The 17,906-nt window shown below is 65.3% G+C and carries 18 protein-coding genes; 9 read left to right on the top strand and 9 right to left on the bottom strand.

Going from position 1 to position 17,906, the window contains the following annotated elements; translation table 11 throughout:
• Positions 1-42: 42 nt before the first annotated feature.
• The 3 genes from JO391_RS11370 to ilvC all read right to left on the bottom strand — a co-directional run bounded on the left by JO391_RS11370 (position 43) and on the right by ilvC (position 3,935).
• Positions 43-1,134 (bottom strand): calcium:cation antiporter, encoded by a 1,092-nt coding sequence (locus JO391_RS11370; protein WP_220660608.1) that lies wholly within the window; start codon positions 1,132-1,134, stop codon positions 43-45.
• 5 nt (positions 1,135-1,139) lie between these two features.
• Positions 1,140-2,696 carry an amidohydrolase gene (locus JO391_RS11365; RefSeq protein WP_220660607.1) on the bottom strand — a complete coding sequence of 519 codons (1,557 nt, stop codon included), beginning with the start codon at positions 2,694-2,696 and terminating at the stop codon, positions 1,140-1,142.
• Between the two features lie 216 nt (positions 2,697-2,912).
• Positions 2,913-3,935: a ketol-acid reductoisomerase gene (ilvC, locus tag JO391_RS11360; protein WP_220660606.1), complete on the bottom strand. Its 1,023-nt coding sequence runs from the start codon at positions 3,933-3,935 to the stop codon at positions 2,913-2,915.
• 130 nt (positions 3,936-4,065) lie between these two features.
• Here ilvC and JO391_RS11355 point away from each other — a divergent pair, with 130 nt between their 5' ends.
• Complete coding sequence (locus tag JO391_RS11355) at positions 4,066-4,524, top strand: Lrp/AsnC family transcriptional regulator (RefSeq protein ID WP_220660605.1); 459 nt, start codon at positions 4,066-4,068, stop codon at positions 4,522-4,524.
• On the top strand, positions 4,521-4,985 hold the full coding sequence (locus JO391_RS11350; RefSeq protein WP_220660604.1) for an Lrp/AsnC family transcriptional regulator: 465 nt from the start codon (positions 4,521-4,523) through the stop codon (positions 4,983-4,985). The genes JO391_RS11355 and JO391_RS11350 overlap by 4 nt, the downstream gene beginning before the upstream one ends.
• Before the next feature lie 62 nt (positions 4,986-5,047).
• On the opposite strand, the gene JO391_RS11345 is transcribed toward JO391_RS11350, so the two are convergent.
• The 4 genes from JO391_RS11345 to JO391_RS11330 all read right to left on the bottom strand — a co-directional run bounded on the left by JO391_RS11345 (position 5,048) and on the right by JO391_RS11330 (position 9,270).
• Positions 5,048-5,884 (bottom strand): ABC transporter permease, encoded by an 837-nt coding sequence (locus JO391_RS11345; RefSeq protein ID WP_220660603.1) that lies wholly within the window; start codon positions 5,882-5,884, stop codon positions 5,048-5,050.
• Positions 5,885-5,894: 10 nt separating this feature from the next.
• Positions 5,895-6,830 (bottom strand): ABC transporter permease, encoded by a 936-nt coding sequence (locus tag JO391_RS11340; protein WP_220660602.1) that lies wholly within the window; start codon positions 6,828-6,830, stop codon positions 5,895-5,897.
• A gap of 4 nt (positions 6,831-6,834) precedes the next feature.
• The gene (locus tag JO391_RS11335; protein WP_220660601.1) at positions 6,835-7,914 is read right to left on the bottom strand and encodes an ABC transporter ATP-binding protein; all 1,080 of its coding nucleotides are present in this window, start codon (positions 7,912-7,914) and stop codon (positions 6,835-6,837) included.
• A 228-nt stretch (positions 7,915-8,142) separates the two neighbouring features.
• Positions 8,143-9,270, bottom strand: coding sequence for an extracellular solute-binding protein (locus JO391_RS11330; RefSeq protein ID WP_220660600.1), 1,128 nt, complete (start codon positions 9,268-9,270; stop codon positions 8,143-8,145).
• Between the two features lie 402 nt (positions 9,271-9,672).
• On the opposite strand from JO391_RS11330, the gene yajC reads away from it, so the two are divergent.
• The 5 genes from yajC (at position 9,673) to JO391_RS11305 (ending at position 14,799) form a co-directional block, all read left to right on the top strand.
• Positions 9,673-10,002 carry a preprotein translocase subunit YajC gene (gene yajC, locus JO391_RS11325; protein WP_220660599.1) on the top strand — a complete coding sequence of 110 codons (330 nt, stop codon included), beginning with the start codon at positions 9,673-9,675 and terminating at the stop codon, positions 10,000-10,002.
• Positions 10,003-10,012: 10 nt separating this feature from the next.
• A complete protein-coding gene (secD, locus tag JO391_RS11320; RefSeq protein ID WP_220660598.1) occupies positions 10,013-11,677 on the top strand; it encodes a protein translocase subunit SecD in 1,665 nt (554 codons plus the stop codon).
• Positions 11,678-11,689: 12 nt separating this feature from the next.
• Positions 11,690-12,670: a protein translocase subunit SecF gene (gene secF / locus JO391_RS11315; protein WP_220660597.1), complete on the top strand. Its 981-nt coding sequence runs from the start codon at positions 11,690-11,692 to the stop codon at positions 12,668-12,670.
• 1 nt (position 12,671) lies between these two features.
• A complete protein-coding gene (locus tag JO391_RS11310) occupies positions 12,672-13,028 on the top strand; it encodes an Mth938-like domain-containing protein (RefSeq protein WP_220660596.1) in 357 nt (118 codons plus the stop codon).
• A 421-nt stretch (positions 13,029-13,449) separates the two neighbouring features.
• Positions 13,450-14,799, top strand: a complete 1,350-nt coding sequence (locus JO391_RS11305) for a YaaC family protein (protein ID WP_220660595.1) — start codon at positions 13,450-13,452, stop codon at positions 14,797-14,799.
• Positions 14,800-15,226: 427 nt separating this feature from the next.
• Here JO391_RS11305 and JO391_RS11300 read toward each other — a convergent pair whose 3' ends face one another.
• On the bottom strand, positions 15,227-15,982 hold the full coding sequence (locus JO391_RS11300) for a CPBP family intramembrane glutamic endopeptidase (RefSeq protein ID WP_220660594.1): 756 nt from the start codon (positions 15,980-15,982) through the stop codon (positions 15,227-15,229).
• Positions 15,983-16,408: 426 nt separating this feature from the next.
• Between JO391_RS11300 and JO391_RS11295 the strand changes: the two genes are divergently transcribed.
• Together JO391_RS11295 and JO391_RS11290 are read left to right on the top strand one after the other, a co-directional pair.
• Positions 16,409-16,615 (top strand): cold-shock protein, encoded by a 207-nt coding sequence (locus JO391_RS11295; RefSeq protein ID WP_220660593.1) that lies wholly within the window; start codon positions 16,409-16,411, stop codon positions 16,613-16,615.
• A gap of 141 nt (positions 16,616-16,756) precedes the next feature.
• Positions 16,757-17,035, top strand: a complete 279-nt coding sequence (locus JO391_RS11290) for a DUF982 domain-containing protein (protein WP_259444677.1) — start codon at positions 16,757-16,759, stop codon at positions 17,033-17,035.
• On the opposite strand, the gene JO391_RS11285 is transcribed toward JO391_RS11290, so the two are convergent.
• Positions 17,032-17,904 (bottom strand): DMT family transporter, encoded by an 873-nt coding sequence (locus JO391_RS11285; protein ID WP_220660591.1) that lies wholly within the window; start codon positions 17,902-17,904, stop codon positions 17,032-17,034. The genes JO391_RS11290 and JO391_RS11285 overlap by 4 nt on opposite strands.
• Positions 17,905-17,906 lie beyond the last annotated feature (2 nt).

Here is a 17,906-nt window from a genome sequence, read left to right as displayed (position 1 = left end):
CGATTTTCCTGCGAAAAATCAGCCGCCGCCCGACCCAGGGGCTCAGGGCAGCACCGTCACCATCAGGAAGGCCACCGCCAGCGTCAGATGCACCGCGCCCTGCAAGATCGTGGTGCGCCCGGTGCCCAGGGTCAGGATCGCCGCGAACAGCGTCAGCGTCAGCAGCGCCACCTGAGCCGGGCTCACCCCCAGCACGATGGGCAGGCCAAAGATCAGCGATGCCGCCGCCACCGCCGGCAAGGTCAGCCCGATCGAGGCGATGCCCGATCCAAGCGCCAGGTTCAGGCTGTTCTGCAGCCGGTTGCCTAAGGCCGAGCGGATTGCGGCAATGCTCTCCGGCAGCAGCACGACCGCCGCCACGACGACCCCGGTCACTTCCGGCGGCAACCCCGCGGCCGCCACCCCCGCCGCCAGCGGGGTCGACAGCGCCTTGGCCAGGATCACCACGGCAAACAGCGCCAGCAGCAGAAGGATCAGGCTGCGCCGCGCCAGGGTGGCCGGGGGCGGCGGATGCGGGTTGCCTTCCCCCACCACGGCATTGTCCAGGAAATAGTCGCGGTGCCGCACGGTCTGCACGAAGACGAAGACGGCATAAAGCCCCAGGGCGGCGGCCGCGACCAGCAGAAGCTGTCCCCGACTGTAGCTTGCCCCGGCGCCCGTCGTGGTGAAGTCCGGCAGGATCAGCGCAAGTCCCGCCAGCGTGCCCAGCACAGCCAGGGCCGATGCCGCGCCATCGGTGGAAAACTTCTGTTCGCCATGCCGCACGCCGCCCAGCACAAGGCAAAGGCCCACGATCAGGTTCAGCACCAGCATCACGGTCGCCAGAACCGTGTCGCGCGCCACGATCTGCCCGGCCACCGGATCGCTCAGCATGATCGACAGGATCAGCCCGACCTCGATCACCGTCACCGCAACCGCCAGCAGGATCGACCCGAAAGGCTCGCCCAGGCGCAGCGCCAGAACCTCGGCATGGGTCACCGCGGCAAAGACCGATCCCAGAAGCAAGGGTGCCGCCAGCGCCAGCACCACCCAGCCCTCGGTCAGGTGCAACAGTTTCACTAGCGCCAGCCCGGCCGCCACCACGGGCACCACCATGGTCCAGACCGGCAGATGACCCTTCTCGATGTCCAGCACGTTTCTCAGCCCTCTTCGGACGCGAACGAGACCACCTCGTCGCCGCCGGCCTTGTGCAGCCAGTCCGGCAGGCGCAAGGGGATCTTACGGTCTGCCGGCAGGATCGGCGCATAGGCCACACCGCCGCGACGCGCCTCCAGATCGGCCTTCGCCGCCGAACGCAGGCCGGCATCGGTCATCACGTCATACCCCATGCCCGCAAGGATCCGCGCCGTATCCAGCGACGCCCGGTCGCCGATGGACATGCCGCCGCAGGCCGTCACCGCCCAGGTATGCAGCGAGGTTCCGATGCCAAAGCTCGGCCAGCCGAAGATGCCCACTGGCGCAACCCAGCTGACATCGCCCACATCCGTGCCGCCCCCCACGCGCAGCGGCCCCATCACCGGCAGAACGGTGGTCGCCAGCCCGGCCTCGGGCAGGCCCATCTCCTTCTGGCAACCCTTGGCAAAGCCCTGTTCCGCCTCGGTCCAGACCGGCGGCCGCGCGGCCATGTGTGCCTGCGCCAGCGCGATCATCGGGCCGTTGGGCAGAAGGTCGAGCATCCCGTGGAACAGTTCGTACTCCGCGGTCGTCTGCGTCATCAGCGCCGCGCCATCGGCCACCTGCTTGGTCCATTCCAGAAGGGCATCGACCTCGGCACGGTCCTGCCCCCGCAGGGTCAGCCAGATCTGCGCGAACTCCGGCACGATGTTCGGCGCAACCCCGGCGCTCTCATAGATGTAATGCATCCGCGCTGTGGACCGCAGGTGTTCGCGCATGAACTGGATGCCGGTGCCAAACAGCTCTGCCGCCTTCAGCGCCGATCGTCCCTCCCAGGGGTCGTTGCCCGCATGGGCCGTGCGACCGCGAAAGATCACCTGCACCTGCGCAACTGCGGCCGTCATGATCTCACCCGTCACCGCCAGCGGCGCCGGATGCCAGGCCAGCGCCGCGTCCAGATCGTCGAACAACCCGTCGCGCGCCATATAGACCTTCACGCCCTCGGTCTCTTCGGCGGCACAGCCATAGACGCGGATGGTCCCCGGTGTGCCGGTGGCCTGCATCATGGTCTTCAGCGCGATAGCCGCCCCGGTGCAGCCCGCGCCCAGGGCATTGTGCCCGCAGCCATGGCCGTTCGGGTTGCCCGAAGGGGCCGGCATCGGCCGCGGCTCGGCGGCATTTCCCAGATCGGGCAAGGCGTCATATTCCGGCAGATAGCCCACCACCGGCCCGCCCGTGCCCTGGCTCCATTCGCTGACAAAGGCGGTGGGAAAGCCCGAGGTGCCGGTGGACACCGTGCGGAACCCCGCCGCCTCCAGCTCGCGCAGATGGACCTTCGCCGATTTCACCTCTTCCAGCGAAAGTTCCGCCAGATCCCAGACCTCGCGGCTGATGCGCAGGATAGCGTCGCGGTGCCGCTCCACCGCCGCCTCCGCCGCGCCCACCGAAGCCGGGGCAGGGGCCTCGGCGGTCGTGGCCTGGGCCAGCACAAGATCGGGCAGGCCAAGCCCCGCACCAACCGCCGCCCCCGCCGCGGCGCCCAGCACCGACCGTCTCGAGAATCCCACAGCCCCTGTTGTCATCGCCGCCTCCTGTTCTGTCCTGACGCGGGCCAAGCCTAGCATCTCCCGGTGACGGTTCCCACCACGGCCGTCCGGAAACAGAGGCAGGGAATCGAGAAAGGGGCCCGCCAAGACGGGCCCCTTTTCCTAACGCCAAGTTAATGCGGCTTCGCAACCCATTGAAATCGCTTGGTTGGAAAGAGCGTCCGAGCTCGGACGCCCTCGAATCGGCCCCGGTCAGTTCCGGGCGCGGTCCACCATCTTGCCCTTGGAAATCCAGGGCATCATGGCGCGCAGCTTCTCGCCGACCTGTTCGATCTGGTGCTCGTCGTTGCGGCGGCGCGTGGCCTTGAAGAAGGGCTGGCCGACCGCATTTTCCTGCATGAACTCCGACACGAACTTGCCGGTCTGGATGTCGGTCAGAACCGCCTTCATCCGTGCCTTGGTCTCGTCATAGGGCAGGATCCGCGGACCCGAGACATATTCCCCATACTCGGCCGTGTTCGAGATCGAGTAGTTCATGTTGGCAATGCCGCCTTCGTAGATCAGGTCCACGATCAGCTTCACTTCGTGCAGGCACTCGAAATAGGCCATCTCGGGCTCGTAGCCGGCTTCCACCAGGGTTTCAAAGCCCATGCGGATCAGTTCGACCAAGCCGCCGCACAGCACGGCCTGCTCGCCGAACAGGTCGGTCTCGCATTCCTGGCGGAAGTTGGTCTCGATGATCCCCGACCGTCCGCCGCCGATGCCCGAGCAATAGGACAGCGCCAGTTCCATCGCCTTGCCCGAAGCGTCCTGATGAACGGCCACCAGGCAGGGCACGCCGCCGCCCTTCACATACTCGCCGCGCACGGTGTGGCCCGGACCCTTGGGCGCCATCATGATGACGTCCACGCCCTTCTTCGGCTCGATCAGGCCGAAGTGCACGTTCAGGCCGTGCGCAAAGGCAATCGCCGCGCCTTCGCGCAGGTTGTCGTGGACATACTTCTTGTAGGTCTCGGCCTGCAACTCGTCGGGCATGGTGAACATGATCAGGTCGGCCCAGGCCGCGGCCTCGGCAATGCCCATGACCTTCAGCCCTTCCGCTTCGGCCTTCTTGGCCGAGGGCGAGCCGGGCCGCAGCGCGATCACCAGGTTCTTCGCCCCCGAATCGCGCAGGTTCAGCGCATGGGCATGGCCCTGGCTGCCGTAGCCGAGGATGGCGACCTTCTTGTCCTTCACCAGGTTCACATCGCAGTCGCGGTCGTAATACACGCGCATCGGGGCGCTCCTTTGCTTGTTGGTGGCGCGCAGCATAGGGGTTTTCCGCCAATCCATCGTGCAAACTTTGACAAGTTCCGCCAGATCGGTGACAGGATCATGCGTCACACTGCCGTCATATGAAAATTCCATGCAGATCGACGACACCGACCGCCGCATCCTGCGCCACTATCTCGCCGACCCCGGCGCCCCGCGCAGCGCGCTCGCAGACCGCGCCGGCGTCACTCCGGCCACGCTCGGCCGGCGGCTCGACCGGCTGCGCGCGGGCGGTGTGATCCGCGCCGAACGCGCCGTCATCGACTGGCGCAAACTCGGCTACGAGGTCGAGGTCAGCTTGCGCTTCACGCTGGACAAGACCAATCCCCGCGCCTTCGACGAATTCATCGCCGCCGCCCGCGAGGTTCCCGAGGTCACCGGCATCGAGACCTTCCTCGGCCGCGTCGATGTCCGCCTGAACGTCATCGCCCGCGACATGGGCCACTGGCAGGAGATCTACCGCCACCGCATCCTGACGCTGCCCCACATCGCCGAGGTCGAGGCGCTGATGCTGGTCTCGACCATCCGCGACGGCGAGGCGCTTCCGATATGATCGACCTCGACGATCTCGACCGCGCGCTCCTGCGCGCCCTGGCCGAAGACGGCACCCTGGGCGCCGGAGACCTGGGCCGCCGCCTGGGTCTCAGCCAGCCCGCCGCCTGGCGCCGCGTGAAGCGGCTGGAAGAGGCCGGCGTGCTGGCAGGCCGCCGCATCGAGGTCGACCGCGCCGCGCTCGGCTTCGGCGTGACCGTCTTCCTTGGCGTGAAACTCGCCACCAAGGGCCGCGTCAGCCTGGAAGATTTCGAACGCGCCGTGACCGCCATCCCCGAGGTGCAGGTGGTCCAGCACGTCCTCGGCCTGTTCGATTACCGCCTGCGCGTGGTCGCCCGCGACATCGCCGATTTCGAGCGTGTACTCCGCCGCCGCATCATGACCCTGCCAGGCCTGGGTCAGGTCGAGGCCAACGTGCTGCTCACTGAAGAACGCCGCCCCGGCCCATTGGGCCAGGGCTAAGTGCCTCACCTCCCCCTCGTGGGGAGAGGGGCCGGGGGAGGGGGTCTCCGCCCCCGCCGGCGTCATATCGCCATCGCCTCCTCGGCCCGCCGGGCCTCGGCCTCGCGCGCCGCCTCGATCTTAGCCTGCCGGCGCCGGCGCAGCTCGTAGACCAGCGCCAGAATCGCCGTCACCGCAATCAGCATCAGCGCCAGTGCGTTGATCGTCGGCGTGATGCCAGACCGCACCTTCGAGAACACATAGACCGTCAGCGTGTTCGACGTGCCCCGCGTGAACAGCGTCACGTTGAAGTTCTCGATGGACTGGAAGAAGGCGATGGCCGCCCCGGCATAAAGCGCCGGCGACAGATGCGGCAGCAGCACCCGGCGCAGCACCTGGGCATGGCTTGCACCAAGGTCAAGCGCCGCCTCTTCCAGCGCCTGGTCAAAGCTCTGCAACCGTGCCAGCACCAATAGCATCACGAAGGCCGCGATATAGGACACCTGCCCCAGCACCGAAAGATGCAAACCCGGCGGCACCGAGACGTTGTTCCAGAAGAGCAGGGTGGAAATCCCGATCACCGCGCCCGGCATCAGGATCGGCGCCACCATCACCACATACAGCACGGCTCGCACCCGGCCCGCGATCGAGTTCACCAGGATCGCCCCCGCCGTCCCGATCGGCAACGAGATGATGACGACGGCCAGCGCCACCAGGATCGTGTTGCGCAGCGAGGTCCACATGACCTGGTCATTCATCAGGTCGACGAACCAGCGCTCGGTGAAGCCCTTCCACGGATAGACCGAGGGCAACTTGTTGTCGTTGAACGCCGCCCCGCCCATGATCGCCAGCGGCGCGAACATGTAGAACAGGAAGGCCCCGAAGTAGAGGTGATAGAGCAGATTGCTTTTCTTGTTCATCGGTTTGCCCCTACTTCGCGATATCGCTGAGCTTGACCTTGAAGATCCACATGACCAGCAACACGACGACCATGCACAGCAGGATGTAGAGGAAGGAATAGGCAGCTCCGGTGTTCCAGTCCTGGCTTTCCAGCATCCATTGCTGGATCGACTGGGTGAACCAGTTCGACCGGGTAGATCCCAACTGCGCCGGCACCAGAAGCGACCCGGCCGACAGCATGAACACCATCACGCAGCCGCTGGCGATGCCCGGCTTGGCATGGGGCAGGATCACGCGCCAATGCGTCTGCCACCATTTCGCGCCCAGATCCTCGGCCGCTTCGATCTGGTTGCGGTCCAGCGACTGAACCGAGCCATAGATCGGGAACAGCATGAACAGCACATAGGTGTAGACCAGGCCGATCATGATGGCGTCATAGGCGGTGAACACGCCGTTCTGCCAGCGGATCGGCTTTTCCAGGATACCCACTCCCGTCAGCACCGCGTTCAAGGGGCCGTTCAGCGTCAGGATGATGTACCAGGCAAAGGCACGCAGCGCCTCCGACACCCAAAGCGGGATGAACAGCAGCAGGATCAGCGTCGGCAGCGATTTCGGGTCGGCGATCTTGGCCAGGTAATAGGCCAGCGGATAGCTCAGGAGGAAGGTCACGAAGGTCACCACCGCCGAATAGATCACCGTGTTCAGGAAGGTGATCGTGTGGATTGGCATGGTGACCGGAATGGCCAGCAGGTTGGAATCGATCGGGTTCGCGGTGAACTTGCGATAGTTGTCAAAGGAATACACATCCTTCGGCCCGCCGATCTCGGTCACCGGCAGGTAGGGGCGGAACGACGCTTCCAGAAGCGTGATGTTCGGCAGGATGACCAGCGCCAGCAGCCAGAAGGCCGTCAGCACGAAGAATGTTCCGGTCAGGCCCGTGCCATAGCGGCGAAGCAGGTCTCCCATCGCGTCACACCGCCGTCTCGTCGGGAAGGATCGCGGCGGCCGCGGCGTCGAAGCTGGCGTACAGCTTGCCGCCCGTCGCCGGCACCTTGGTCGATCCGTCGTTGCGCAGTTCCGCCACCAGCTGCGCGCCCGTGTCCGACGTGGTGGTGACCGAGATGAAGTTGCCCTCGAAGGCCACGTCGCCCACCGTCACCGCCACGCTGTTCTCGCCCGCGGGCGTCTCGCTCAGGATGGTGTGCTCGGGGCGGACATAGAGCTTGATGTTCTTGCCCGTGACCCCTGGCGCCATGCGCGCGCGGAACGGCCCGTGCTGCGTGTCGAACCGCGCAAACCCCGATCCGTCCGGGCTGGCCGTGCCGCTGAACACGTTGTTCTCGCCGACAAAGCTCGCCACGAAGCCATTGACCGGATTGTTGTAGATGTCGCGCGGGTCGGCGACCTGCTGCAACCGGCCGTGAGACATCACGCCCACGCGGTCCGACATCGCCAGCGCCTCGCCCTGGTCGTGGGTGATGTAGATGAAGGTCACGCCCGTCCGCTTCTGGATGGCGCGCAGCTCGGCGCGCATGTGCTGGCGCAGCTTCAGGTCAAGGGCCGACAGCGGCTCGTCCAGCAGCATCACCTGCGGCTCCACCGCCAGCGCGCGCGCAATCGCCACGCGCTGCTTCTGGCCGCCCGACAGCTGGCTTACCATCTTGTCGGCGGCACCCGGCAGGTCCACCAGCTTGAGCAGCTCCTCGGCCTTCTTCCGGCGCGTGGCCTTGTCCACGCCGCGCACCTCAAGCCCGAACGAGATGTTCTCCCAGATCGACATCAGCGGAAACAGCGCAAGGTTCTGAAAGATCAGCGCGGTCGGGCGCTGATTCGGCCGTTGCCCGCGCACATCCTTGCCGCCGATCCGGATCACGCCCTCGGTCGGCTCGTTGAAGCCCGAGATCATGCGCAGGATGGTCGTCTTGCCACAGCCCGAGGGCCCCAGGAACGAGAAGAACTCGCCCGGCTTGATGGACACGTTCACATGGTCCACCGCGCGGAAGGTCCCGAAGTCGCAGCAGACATTGTCCAGATCGATTCCGGCGCTCATCTGAAAAGCTATCCCCTGTTGGTCTTTTGTTATGGTTCGTGCCGGGCACGGCGCCCGGTATGGTCTGGTTCCGGGCAAAGCCTAGCAGGCGCATTCCCTGCCGCAACGGCTATCGCTTCGCCGGCATCCCGGCCCGCGTCCGCGACATGGGCTCCCCCAATAATCTGCCCTGAATAAGCGCACGCCGGGCCGCAGAAGGGCCCGGCGTGATCGTCATGCAGGCAGGGTTCAGGCCGCCTTGTACTTGTCGGCATACTCGCCGCGCTTGGCGATGAACTCGGCCGACTGTTCCGGCCACCACCACAGCTTCGCCAGCGCCGCATCGTCGAAGGTGCCGTTGTAATAGGCCGACACGTCGGGGTTCATGAAGTTCGACGAGCCCTTGCCCACCGGGTTCGACGAGAAGGCGGTGGCCCACATCGCCGAGCCTTCCGGCGTCGAGACGAACTTGGCGAATTCATGCGCCTGGTCGATGTTCGTGGCGTTCTTCATCAGGACAAAGCCCTGATGCCAGGCAAAGGCGCCTTCTGCGGGGGCGATGTACTTGTAGCCGTCGTTGCGCAGGTTGTAGCCGGTCGAATCCCAGCACAGGCCCAGGGTCGCGCCGTTGGCGGTAAAGCCGGCGTTTGCCTCGTTTTCGCCCGACCACCACTGCACCACGTTGCCCTTGGCCTTGATGGCCTCGGCCAGAGCGATGTCCCACAGCTGAACCATGGCATCCATGTCGGTGTAGCCATCCAGCCAAGGACGCGGCAGCTTGCCCTGCGCATCCAGCCAGCGGCCCATCGCGGCCAGCGCCGAGTGCGGGCGCACCACGACCTGGTTGTCCGGGTTGAACAGATCGCCAAGCGAGGCCACGTCCGACAGCTTGGCATCGGCGGCATTGGCGACCAGCGCCTCGGTGCCCCAGTTCGACGGCACATAGAACAGCTCGCCATTGGCGCGCGACCGCTCGCCCGCCGACCCGTCGGCCAGGCCCGGCAGATAGTTGTCCAGCGCCAGCTTCGCCGGATCCCAGGGCCCGAGCAGCCCGTTCGAGTTCCAGCCGCCCCAACGGTCGATGGTCGGCTCGATCACGTCGATCCCGCCGGCCTCGATGGCCACCTTGGCCTGGGCGAACATCGTGTCCTGGTCGGGCAGTTCGGTGAAGTTCACCTTGATGCCGGTGGCCTGTTCGAAGGCCGGGAACACCTTGCCCGCCAGGTCCGGATAGCCGGCCCAGCCGGTGAAGTTGATTTCGCCCGACGAGGCCAGCGCCTTCGACGAGATGATGGCCGGCGCGGCCAGAAGGCCGGCACCGATGGCCGAGGTCCGCAGGAAGCTGCGGCGGCTGACGGTGGTATGCGTGGGTTTCAAGGTCAGTCTCCCTTTGGTTCGCCCTGATCAGGCGTTTTGACTCCGGTGCTTGTCGGGCGCACCGTCGTGTAGGCGGTTCTGCAGGGGTCATGTGAAGAAACCGTGACACTGCCCGCAAAGAGCCGACCGCACCATTACGCTGCGGCACGGGCCCCCTGTCAACGAAGCTGCGCGGCCCTCCCGCAATTTTCATCGGCACACGAACAAACTGCCCCGCATCAGGGCAGGGGCCGCCCGAGCCTTTCACGCGGCAGTTGCGACAAACACATTTGCGCGACCTTCTGCGCCGTACGGGGCCGCGAACCCGCGGCCTCCCGCCATCGCCTTGCGCTTGGACAGGGGCGACTATACGTTGCCGCCCGATTTCGCCGGGGCTCCTCCCGGCCGACCGGAGGATTGCCCATGTTCATCACGCCCGCCTACGCGCAAGACGCCGCAGGAGCGGCCGGCATCATGACCAGCGGCCTAGTGCCGATGATCCTGATCGTCGCGATCATGTATTTCCTCATGATCCGCCCGCAGCAGAAGCGTCTCAAGGAACACAAGGCCATGGTCGAGGCGCTGCGCCGGGGTGATCAGGTTGTCACCCAGGGCGGCATCCTCGGCAAGGTCTCCAAGGTGCAGGATGACGGCATCCTCGAAGTCGAGATCGCCGATGGCGTGAAGGTCAAGGTCATGCGCGCCACCATCTCCCAGGTCCTCTCCAAGACCGAACCGGCCGCCTCGGCCTGAGGACTGATCCATGCCCCATACGCCGCTCTGGAAGCGCATCCTGATCTGGGGGGTGGTCCTGATCGGGATCGCCTTCGCCGCCCCGAACCTGTTCTACGGTCGGGTCGAACAGCACAACGATGCGCGCGACGCGGCCGAAAAGGCCGGATTCACAACCGCCGAACAGCAGGCCCAGATCGACCTCTGGCCCGACTGGCTGCCCTCCGGCCTCGTGAACCTCGGTCTCGACCTGCGCGGCGGCGCCCATCTCCTGGCCGAAGTCCAGGTGCAGGACGTCTACAAGACGCGGATGGACAGCCTCTGGCCCGAGGTGCGCGACAGCCTGCGCACCCTGCGCGACCAGGTCGGCGCCGTGCGCCGCCAGCCGTCCCCGGACGGCACGCTCAAGGTCGCCATCGAAAACCCGGCCGGCCTTGAAGCCGCCGTGCAGGCCGTCAAGGCGCTGGCCTCGCCCGTGGTCTCGCTCACCGGCGCCGGCCAGAACGACCTCGAAGTCACCGTCGAAGGCAACGACATCGTCATCCAGCTGTCCGAGGCCGAAAAGGTCGCGACCGATAACCGCACCATGGCGCAAAGCCTGGAAATCATCCGCCGCCGGGTGGACGAAGCCGGCACGCGCGAGCCCACCATCCTGCGCCAGGGCACCGACCGCATCCTGATCGAAGTGCCGGGCATCGGCTCTGCTGCCGAACTCAAGGAGCTGATCGGCACCACGGCCAAGCTCACCTTCAACCCGGTCGTCCGCCGCACCTCGAACCAGAGCGAAGACCCCGGCCCCCGCAACCGCCTGCTTCCGGCGATGAACGAGCAGGGCGTCTACTACGTCATCGAGGATGCGCCCGTGGTCTCCGGCGACGACCTCATCGACTCGCAGCCCACCTTCGACCAGAACAGCCGCCCGGCGGTCAGCTTCCGCTTCAACACCACCGGCGCGCGCGCCTTCGGCGACTACACCGCCCAGAACATCGGCGCGCCCTTCGCCATCGTGCTGGACAACGAGGTCATCTCGGCCCCCACCATTCAAAGCCACATCCCCGGCGGCTCGGGCCAGATCACCGGCAACTTCACGGTGGACGAGGCGAATCAGCTGGCCGTGCTGCTGCGCGCCGGTGCGCTGCCCGCCAAGATGAACTTCCTCGAAGAACGCACCATCGGCCCCGAGCTTGGCGCCGACTCCATCGCGGCCGGCTCCAAGGCCGCCGTGATCGCCATGATCGCCGTGTCGGTCTTCATGATCGCCGCCTACGGCCTGTTCGGCGTCTTCGCGACCACGGCACTCGCCATCAACATGGCGCTGATCTTCGGCGTGCTCTCGGCCATCGGCGGCACGCTCACGCTGCCCGGCATCGCCGGCATCGTGCTGACCATCGGCATGGCGGTCGATGCCAACGTGCTGGTCTACGAGCGCATCCGCGAGGAACTGCGCCAGGCGAAGTCTCCGATGCGCGCCATCGAACTCGGCTACGAGCGCGCCTTCTCGGCGATCTTCGACGCCAACGTCACCACGCTCATCACCGCGGGCGTGCTGTTCTTCATCGGCGCCGGTCCGGTGCGCGGCTTTGCCGTGACCCTGGCCGTCGGCATCTTCACCTCGGTGTTCACCGCGCTCTATGTCACGCGGGCGATCATGGAGATCTGGATGCGCTGGCGCCAGCCCAAGACCATTGTCGTTTAAGGAGGGATGTCCATGGCCTGGCGTCTGAGACTCGCCCCCGAAAAGACCAACATCGACTTCTTCCGCCACCAGTGGCTGACCTTCGGCGGCTCGATGGCGCTGATGATCGTGGCCTTCATCGCCTGGGGCGTAATGGGCCTGAATTACGGCATCGACTTCAAGGGCGGCACCACGATCCGTACCGAATCGGTCAACGCCGTCGATGTCGCCGGCTACCGCGCAGCACTGGAACGGCTGCCGCTCGGCGATGTCGCCATCACCGAGGTCTTCGACACCAACTTCGCCCCCGACCAGCACGTCGCCCAGATCCGCATCGCGGCGCTGGAGCAGACTGATGCCGTCTCGCCCGAAACCATCACCCAGGTGCAGGAGGCGCTGAAGGCCGTCGATCCGCAGATCACCTTCACCGCCATCGACTCCGTCGGCCCCAAGGTCTCGGGCGAACTGGTCTGGTCCTCGGTCATGGCCGTGGCCGCCACGTCCGTCGGCATCCTCCTCTACATCTGGCTGCGCTTCGAATGGCAGATGGCGGTGGGCGCGGTTCTTGCGCTCCTGCATGACGTGTTCATCACCATCGGCATCTGGGCAGTGTTCCAGCTGAAGTTCGACCTCACCATCGTGGCGGCCCTGCTGACCATCCTGGGCTATTCGATCAACGACACGGTGGTGGTGTTCGACCGGCTGCGCGAGAACCTTGCCAAGTACAAGACCATGCCGCTGCGCGATGTGATGAACCTCTCGGTCAACGAAACCCTCAGCCGCACGCTCATGACTTCGATCACCACGCTGATCGCGGTCGGCTCGATGCTGGTCTTCGGCGGCGACGTGATCCGCGGCTTCGCCTTCGCGATCTTCATGGGCGTGCTGCTCGGCACCTATTCCTCGGTCTATGTCGCCAAGAACCTCGTGCTCTTCATCGGTCTCGACCGCTCGGAGAAGCCGAAAGGTGGCAAGGGCGCCGCGGACCACGAATTCGCCAACATCGACGCCTGACATGCGGCTGACCGAGATCGAATACGGTCAGGCCAAACCCGTCGAGGGCTACGGCCCCGGCTTCTTTCGTCTGGACGGAAAGGTGCTGCGCGGCCCCTGGCTCATCACGCCCTGGGATGCAGGCCCCTGGGGCGGACTGGAGGATACGGCCTCTCCCCTCGCGCTCGCCGGCCGCATCGACGTGCTGCTCCTCGGCATGGGCGCCGCCATCGCCTACCCGCCCAGGGAGTTCAAGGCCGCGCTGGAGGCCGCCGGCATCGGGGTCGAGCCCATGTCCTCCCCCGCCGCCTGCCGCACCTACAACGTCCTCCTCGGCGAAGGCCGCCGCATCGCGGTCGCGCTCTTGCCGGTGGACTAGGCGGCGAGGGTCGCCACGGGAAGACCCTCGCCCCCGGCGCCGCCCGGCGCTTACCGCGGGCCAACCACCTGAAGACCCTGTCCGACGGGCTGGTCCTGCAGTCCCAGGCCTGCCTGTTCCGGTCCCGCATGGCTCCGCCCGAGGGGGTCCCGGCCCTGCTGGACAGGCTGGGCCTCCAGGCGTCCGAGCTCGGACGCCTGGGTGGAGTGAGGGATTCCAAGGGGTTACGGGCGCGGATTAACTTGGACTTAAGGATTGGGTGGGAGGGCTTGTCTTGTTGAGCTTGGCTGGACGAAGCTGAGCAAGGGTTCGGGCCCGCAATATGCTACGTTGGCCCTACGTATTCGGTTAGCGGCGAGGCGGGCGGTTCCTGACCTACGGATAGCAAGCTATTGCCAATGAGCGATTCGATCAACTATCAGTGGTAAAGTGGGTCGTCTGGGAGATCACCAAAGTGCTCGAAGGAATATTGGACGACACAGTGGAAGTCGTCCCTGGCGAGAACGAGCCCTTGTTCGCCCTAGAGCCTGACTTCGACGAAGTTGTCCTAAACCATCGGAAGGCTGCTGCCGAATACAAGAGCGCTAGAGAAAAGAAGGAGACCCAGGAAAACATATCAGAATGGATGATGCGATGTGGAGTTGCGGACCCCAAGTCCCCAGACTTTAGAGCAGCGCAGAATTTCAGCCGATTAAAGAACGAAGTGAGCGCTAGAATTGCGCAAGGAAGCCGGCTGCAGCTTATTGGCGTGGATATATCTGATCTTGAAAGGTCTTTGTACGAGCTCAGCGAATCCATTGAGAACGTCGCTCTCATTCAGGAAATCTATAGGGTGCGCAAGCACACAGTAGCCGCGGACGGCGGGATCAATGCAGCCGAGGCGGCGAAAATCAAGCACTGTTTCTCCCAGGGGCGTGAGCTCTACCGATCAGGGACGGTTGGTTCGCTCGTAGTCAAGCCGCTTAACTACTTCTACGCGCTTACGGCGTACGCGTACGGAATCATTATTCTCAATAACCCCATTAGATTTAGAAAGGATATGCTGCCGGGATCTCACGGAATAAACTATTTGCCGGATAGGGTGCTTGTTCAATTTGGCGGAGACATGCCACGCGGGACGTTCAGTGATCTTCATACCTCATTCCCACAAGCCTACATTAAGTCGCCAGATTTTGAGATTGCCTACTCGCAACTGGACTCAGCACTTGCTCTCTACAAGAACAGGATCACGTGCAGCTTGGGCACGCTTCTTAGCATGGTCCCAGAAATGGGGGATTTCTATCAGATTGCCACTGGAAGGCAGTCCCGAGTGCATCAGTTGAAGATACTCCCGTCCAAGCAAGTGAAAGAACCCTCGCCGACGTTTGTAATAGGTGATGGTTCTCGACGCCCTTCGAGGGCGTCCGTGGAACGCTGCTTTCCCGGGATGGAGTTGCAGGAGATTCGTGGGGAGTATCATATCACGGTTCGTCCGGAGTCGCTTCACAAAGTGAACGCAACGATTTATACTGATATATACGCCGATCTATGGTTCATTGAAACGCCCTTTGGAGATGTGAATCTGCCGGAAGTTTGTCTTCACTTCCTAATACTCTCTATGTTCTCGAACATCATGCGCTACCGGCCAGATGAATGGGGCGGCCTTGTTGATAATGATGTCTCGGCAAGCGTATCTCTCGCAACTCGCCATTACTTCAACGTTATTGAACGAAAGCTGAATGCTTTGGTTCTCCGAGAAGCTTCCACATTCTTTCCATTTGCTCCTCGATAAGTTCATGCTAACTCCTCTGGGAGCTTCTCTGGCTCTGTAGTGACAAGACTGCCAGACTCGTTCCAGTCGACAGTTGTTCCTCGAACTCACCAATGTAGCGATCATTTCATCTAGAAGTCGTTCGTCACCCCCTTCACCCCCTCCGCCAACTCACCGACCCCACCCCCCACCGAGGCCAGCTCATGCCGGCCGAAGCGGCGGGAGGCATGGCTTATCCCAGGAGGGGTCAGGCGAACAGGGCTGACTGCAGGGGGACGAGGTAGAAGGGGGCGGAGACTTTCGCCACGGCTCCGGCGCGGATCATGGCGAGGAGGCTTGAGATGGCGCATCCAAGATAAGGCAGCGTTGTGGTGCGCAATGAATGCGCACCCTACGGTTGCGGTGCCATGATGCGTATCCTGCGACCATTCACGGCCGCATCCCCGCCTCAAACATACTCCCTTCCATAATCCCGCCCGGCGTGGCGGAGGAAGTAGAGGCCGAGGAGGAAGAGCGGGAGGCTGAACAGCACGCTGCCATAGGCGCCGAGGCTCTCGGGGGCGGCCTCGGGCGGGGCGGCGTAGGCGACGAGGAAGGTTCCGGCGTCCCAGAACCCGTGAAGCACGATGCCGGTCCAGAGCGAGCCGGTGCGCAGGCGCAGGGCGGCGAGGAAGGTGCCGGACAGGAAGGCCGCGATGGCCTGGGCGACGGCGGCGGGCAGGTCGCCGGTCAGGAAGACGTTCAGGACGTGCATCGCGCCGAAGATCAGGGACGAGCCGAGGATCGCGGGCCAGATGCCGAAGCTGCGGAATAGGCCGCGCAGCCAGATGCCGCGGAACATCACCTCTTCCGACCAGCCGACGAGGGCGGTGTTGGCCAGGATGAAGAGGGTGATGGCGGCGGGGGGCAATCCGGCCGCCAGCGCGTTGGCGGCGAAGAGGGCGAGGAACAGGAGCCAGGGCCAGATCACCCTGAGCGTGCCTGGCTGCGGCGGGCGGGCGAGGCCGACCTCGCGCCCCCAGCGGAAGACCAGCACCACCGCCAGCAGGAAGAGGCACGCGGCGGCCAGCGAGGGGGCGAGGCCGTGCTGCACGAGGTCGATCAGGTCGATCCCGTCCGGGCCGGTGCCCGCGACCTGGATGCCGGTGTTGATGGCCTGCCAGGCGAGGTAGATGCCGAGGGCGACGAGGGCGGTCAGCGTCATGGGCGCGAGGGTCCGCAGGACGCCGGGGCGGCGGGCGGGATGCCTGAGGCCCGGTGCCCGTGTGCCGGGGCGCGGAGGGCAAGGCGGAGCGGCGGTGCGGCGGTCATGGTAGGCCCTTGGTTTGCCGGGTCAGTCTTGCGCCCTTCGCCGCGCGCCGCATATCCGGAATGCGAAACGCCCCTGTCCCTTGCGGGCCGGAATGCGGGCGCCTCCGCGGGCGACGGGGCGAATTCTTTCCAGCGTTTCCAGAGACTAAGGGCAGGTCGGCGGGAAAGACGCCTGGCGGCGCTCGCTTTTCGGGGCGGGATCGACTATGTTCTTCGGGCATAACTCTTCTTCGAACCTGTACCTTGCGGCTCAGCTTTCGATCAGCAGCTTTGCCGGGCCGTCGCGCAGTGTGGGCGGCACATCACAAGGAAAACCACGATGGCCACTGGCACCGTGAAATGGTTCAACGCCACCAAGGGCTTCGGCTTCATTGCTCCCGAAGGCGGTTCGAAGGACGTGTTCGTCCACATCTCGGCGCTGGAACGCGCCGGCCTGTCGCAGCTCAAGGACGGCCAGCCGGTCCGTTTCGACCTGGAGCGTGACCGCAACGGCCGCGAATCCGCGACCAACCTGGTGCTCGTCTGAGCTGACGCTCGCCTGAGTGCAGGCATGGGCCGCCCGGTGCGGCCCCAGATCATCCGAGGCGGGACCGGCATTGGCCTGGCCCCGCCTCGCCCCGGCGGGGCGCCAGATGCGCCTGCCACCCAATTCCCGAAAGAAGATACGTTGATCGAGATCCAATGGGGTTCGCCCCTGTCCTTTGTTGTTTCGCCGGATGGCGAGGTTCAGAGTTTTTCCACCATCGAACAGGTGCGCTACTGGCTGCGCCGCAAATGGCCGGTGGCCGATGAGGCCCGGCACCGGGCCTTGCAGCAGGTCGAGGCGGCGATGGCCTGCCTTGTGCCCGTGGGTTCGGCCCGGCGGGCGTTCATTGCCGCGGCGCGCAGCGCAGGGTTCCTGCAGGAATCGCTGGTGACCGGAAGCGGCCGGCCGATGGCGGCCTAAGCCGCCCTGCGGCTGGCGAGTGCCACCCCCACCGAGGCCAGCGCCATGCCGGCCCAGGCGGCGGGGGGCATCGCCTCGCCCAGGAGCGGCCAGGCGAAGAGGGCGGAGAGCGGCGGGACGAGGTAGAAGAGCGCCGAGACCTTCGCCACGGCGCCGGCCCGGATCATCGCCAGCAGGAGCGAGATCGCGAGGATGGAGTTGGCCAGCACGAGATAGGCCAGCGAAAGGGCGAATTCGGCGTTCCAGCTGACGGTCATGTCTTCGGTCAGCGCCGCGAGCGGCAGGGTGAAGGCGGCGCCGACCGTGTACTGGATCAGGTTCGCCGTGACCGGGTGCTGGGCGGTGCCGAAGCGTTTTTCGTAAAGCGTGCCGCCGGTGATGCCGAACAGCGCGATGACGGTGCAGATCAGGCCAAGCGCGTTGCCCGAGACCTCGCCCCGCGACAGGATCACCGTGGCGGCACCGGCGAGGCCGAGGATGAGGCCTGCCCAGGCGCGGCCCGAGACCGGCTCGCCCACCAGATGCGGGGCGGTCAGCGCCACGAGGATCGGCTGCAGGCAGACGACGATGGCGACGCCGCCGGCCGAGACGCCGGATTTGAAGGCGATGTAGCACAGGCCGAAGTAGACGACCTGGATGAGGAAGCCCACCACGGCCACATCCGCCGCGGCCCGCCATGTGCGGGGCAGCGGCGGACGCAGCACCAGCGCCACGGGGGCGAGCACGGCCAGCACCAGGACGTAGCGTAGCGCCAGGAGCGTCATCGGCTGGGCATGTGTGAGCGCCAGCTTGGCGATGGCAAAGCCGGCCGACCACAGGATCAGGAACAGCGCGGGCGCGGCGGCAAGCCAGAGGGGGCGGCGGGTCATGG

The sequence above is a fragment of the Neotabrizicola shimadae genome, assembly GCF_019623905.1.
GTDB lineage: Bacteria > Pseudomonadota > Alphaproteobacteria > Rhodobacterales > Rhodobacteraceae > Neotabrizicola > Neotabrizicola shimadae.
This window is presented reverse-complemented; position numbering and strand designations above follow the sequence as displayed.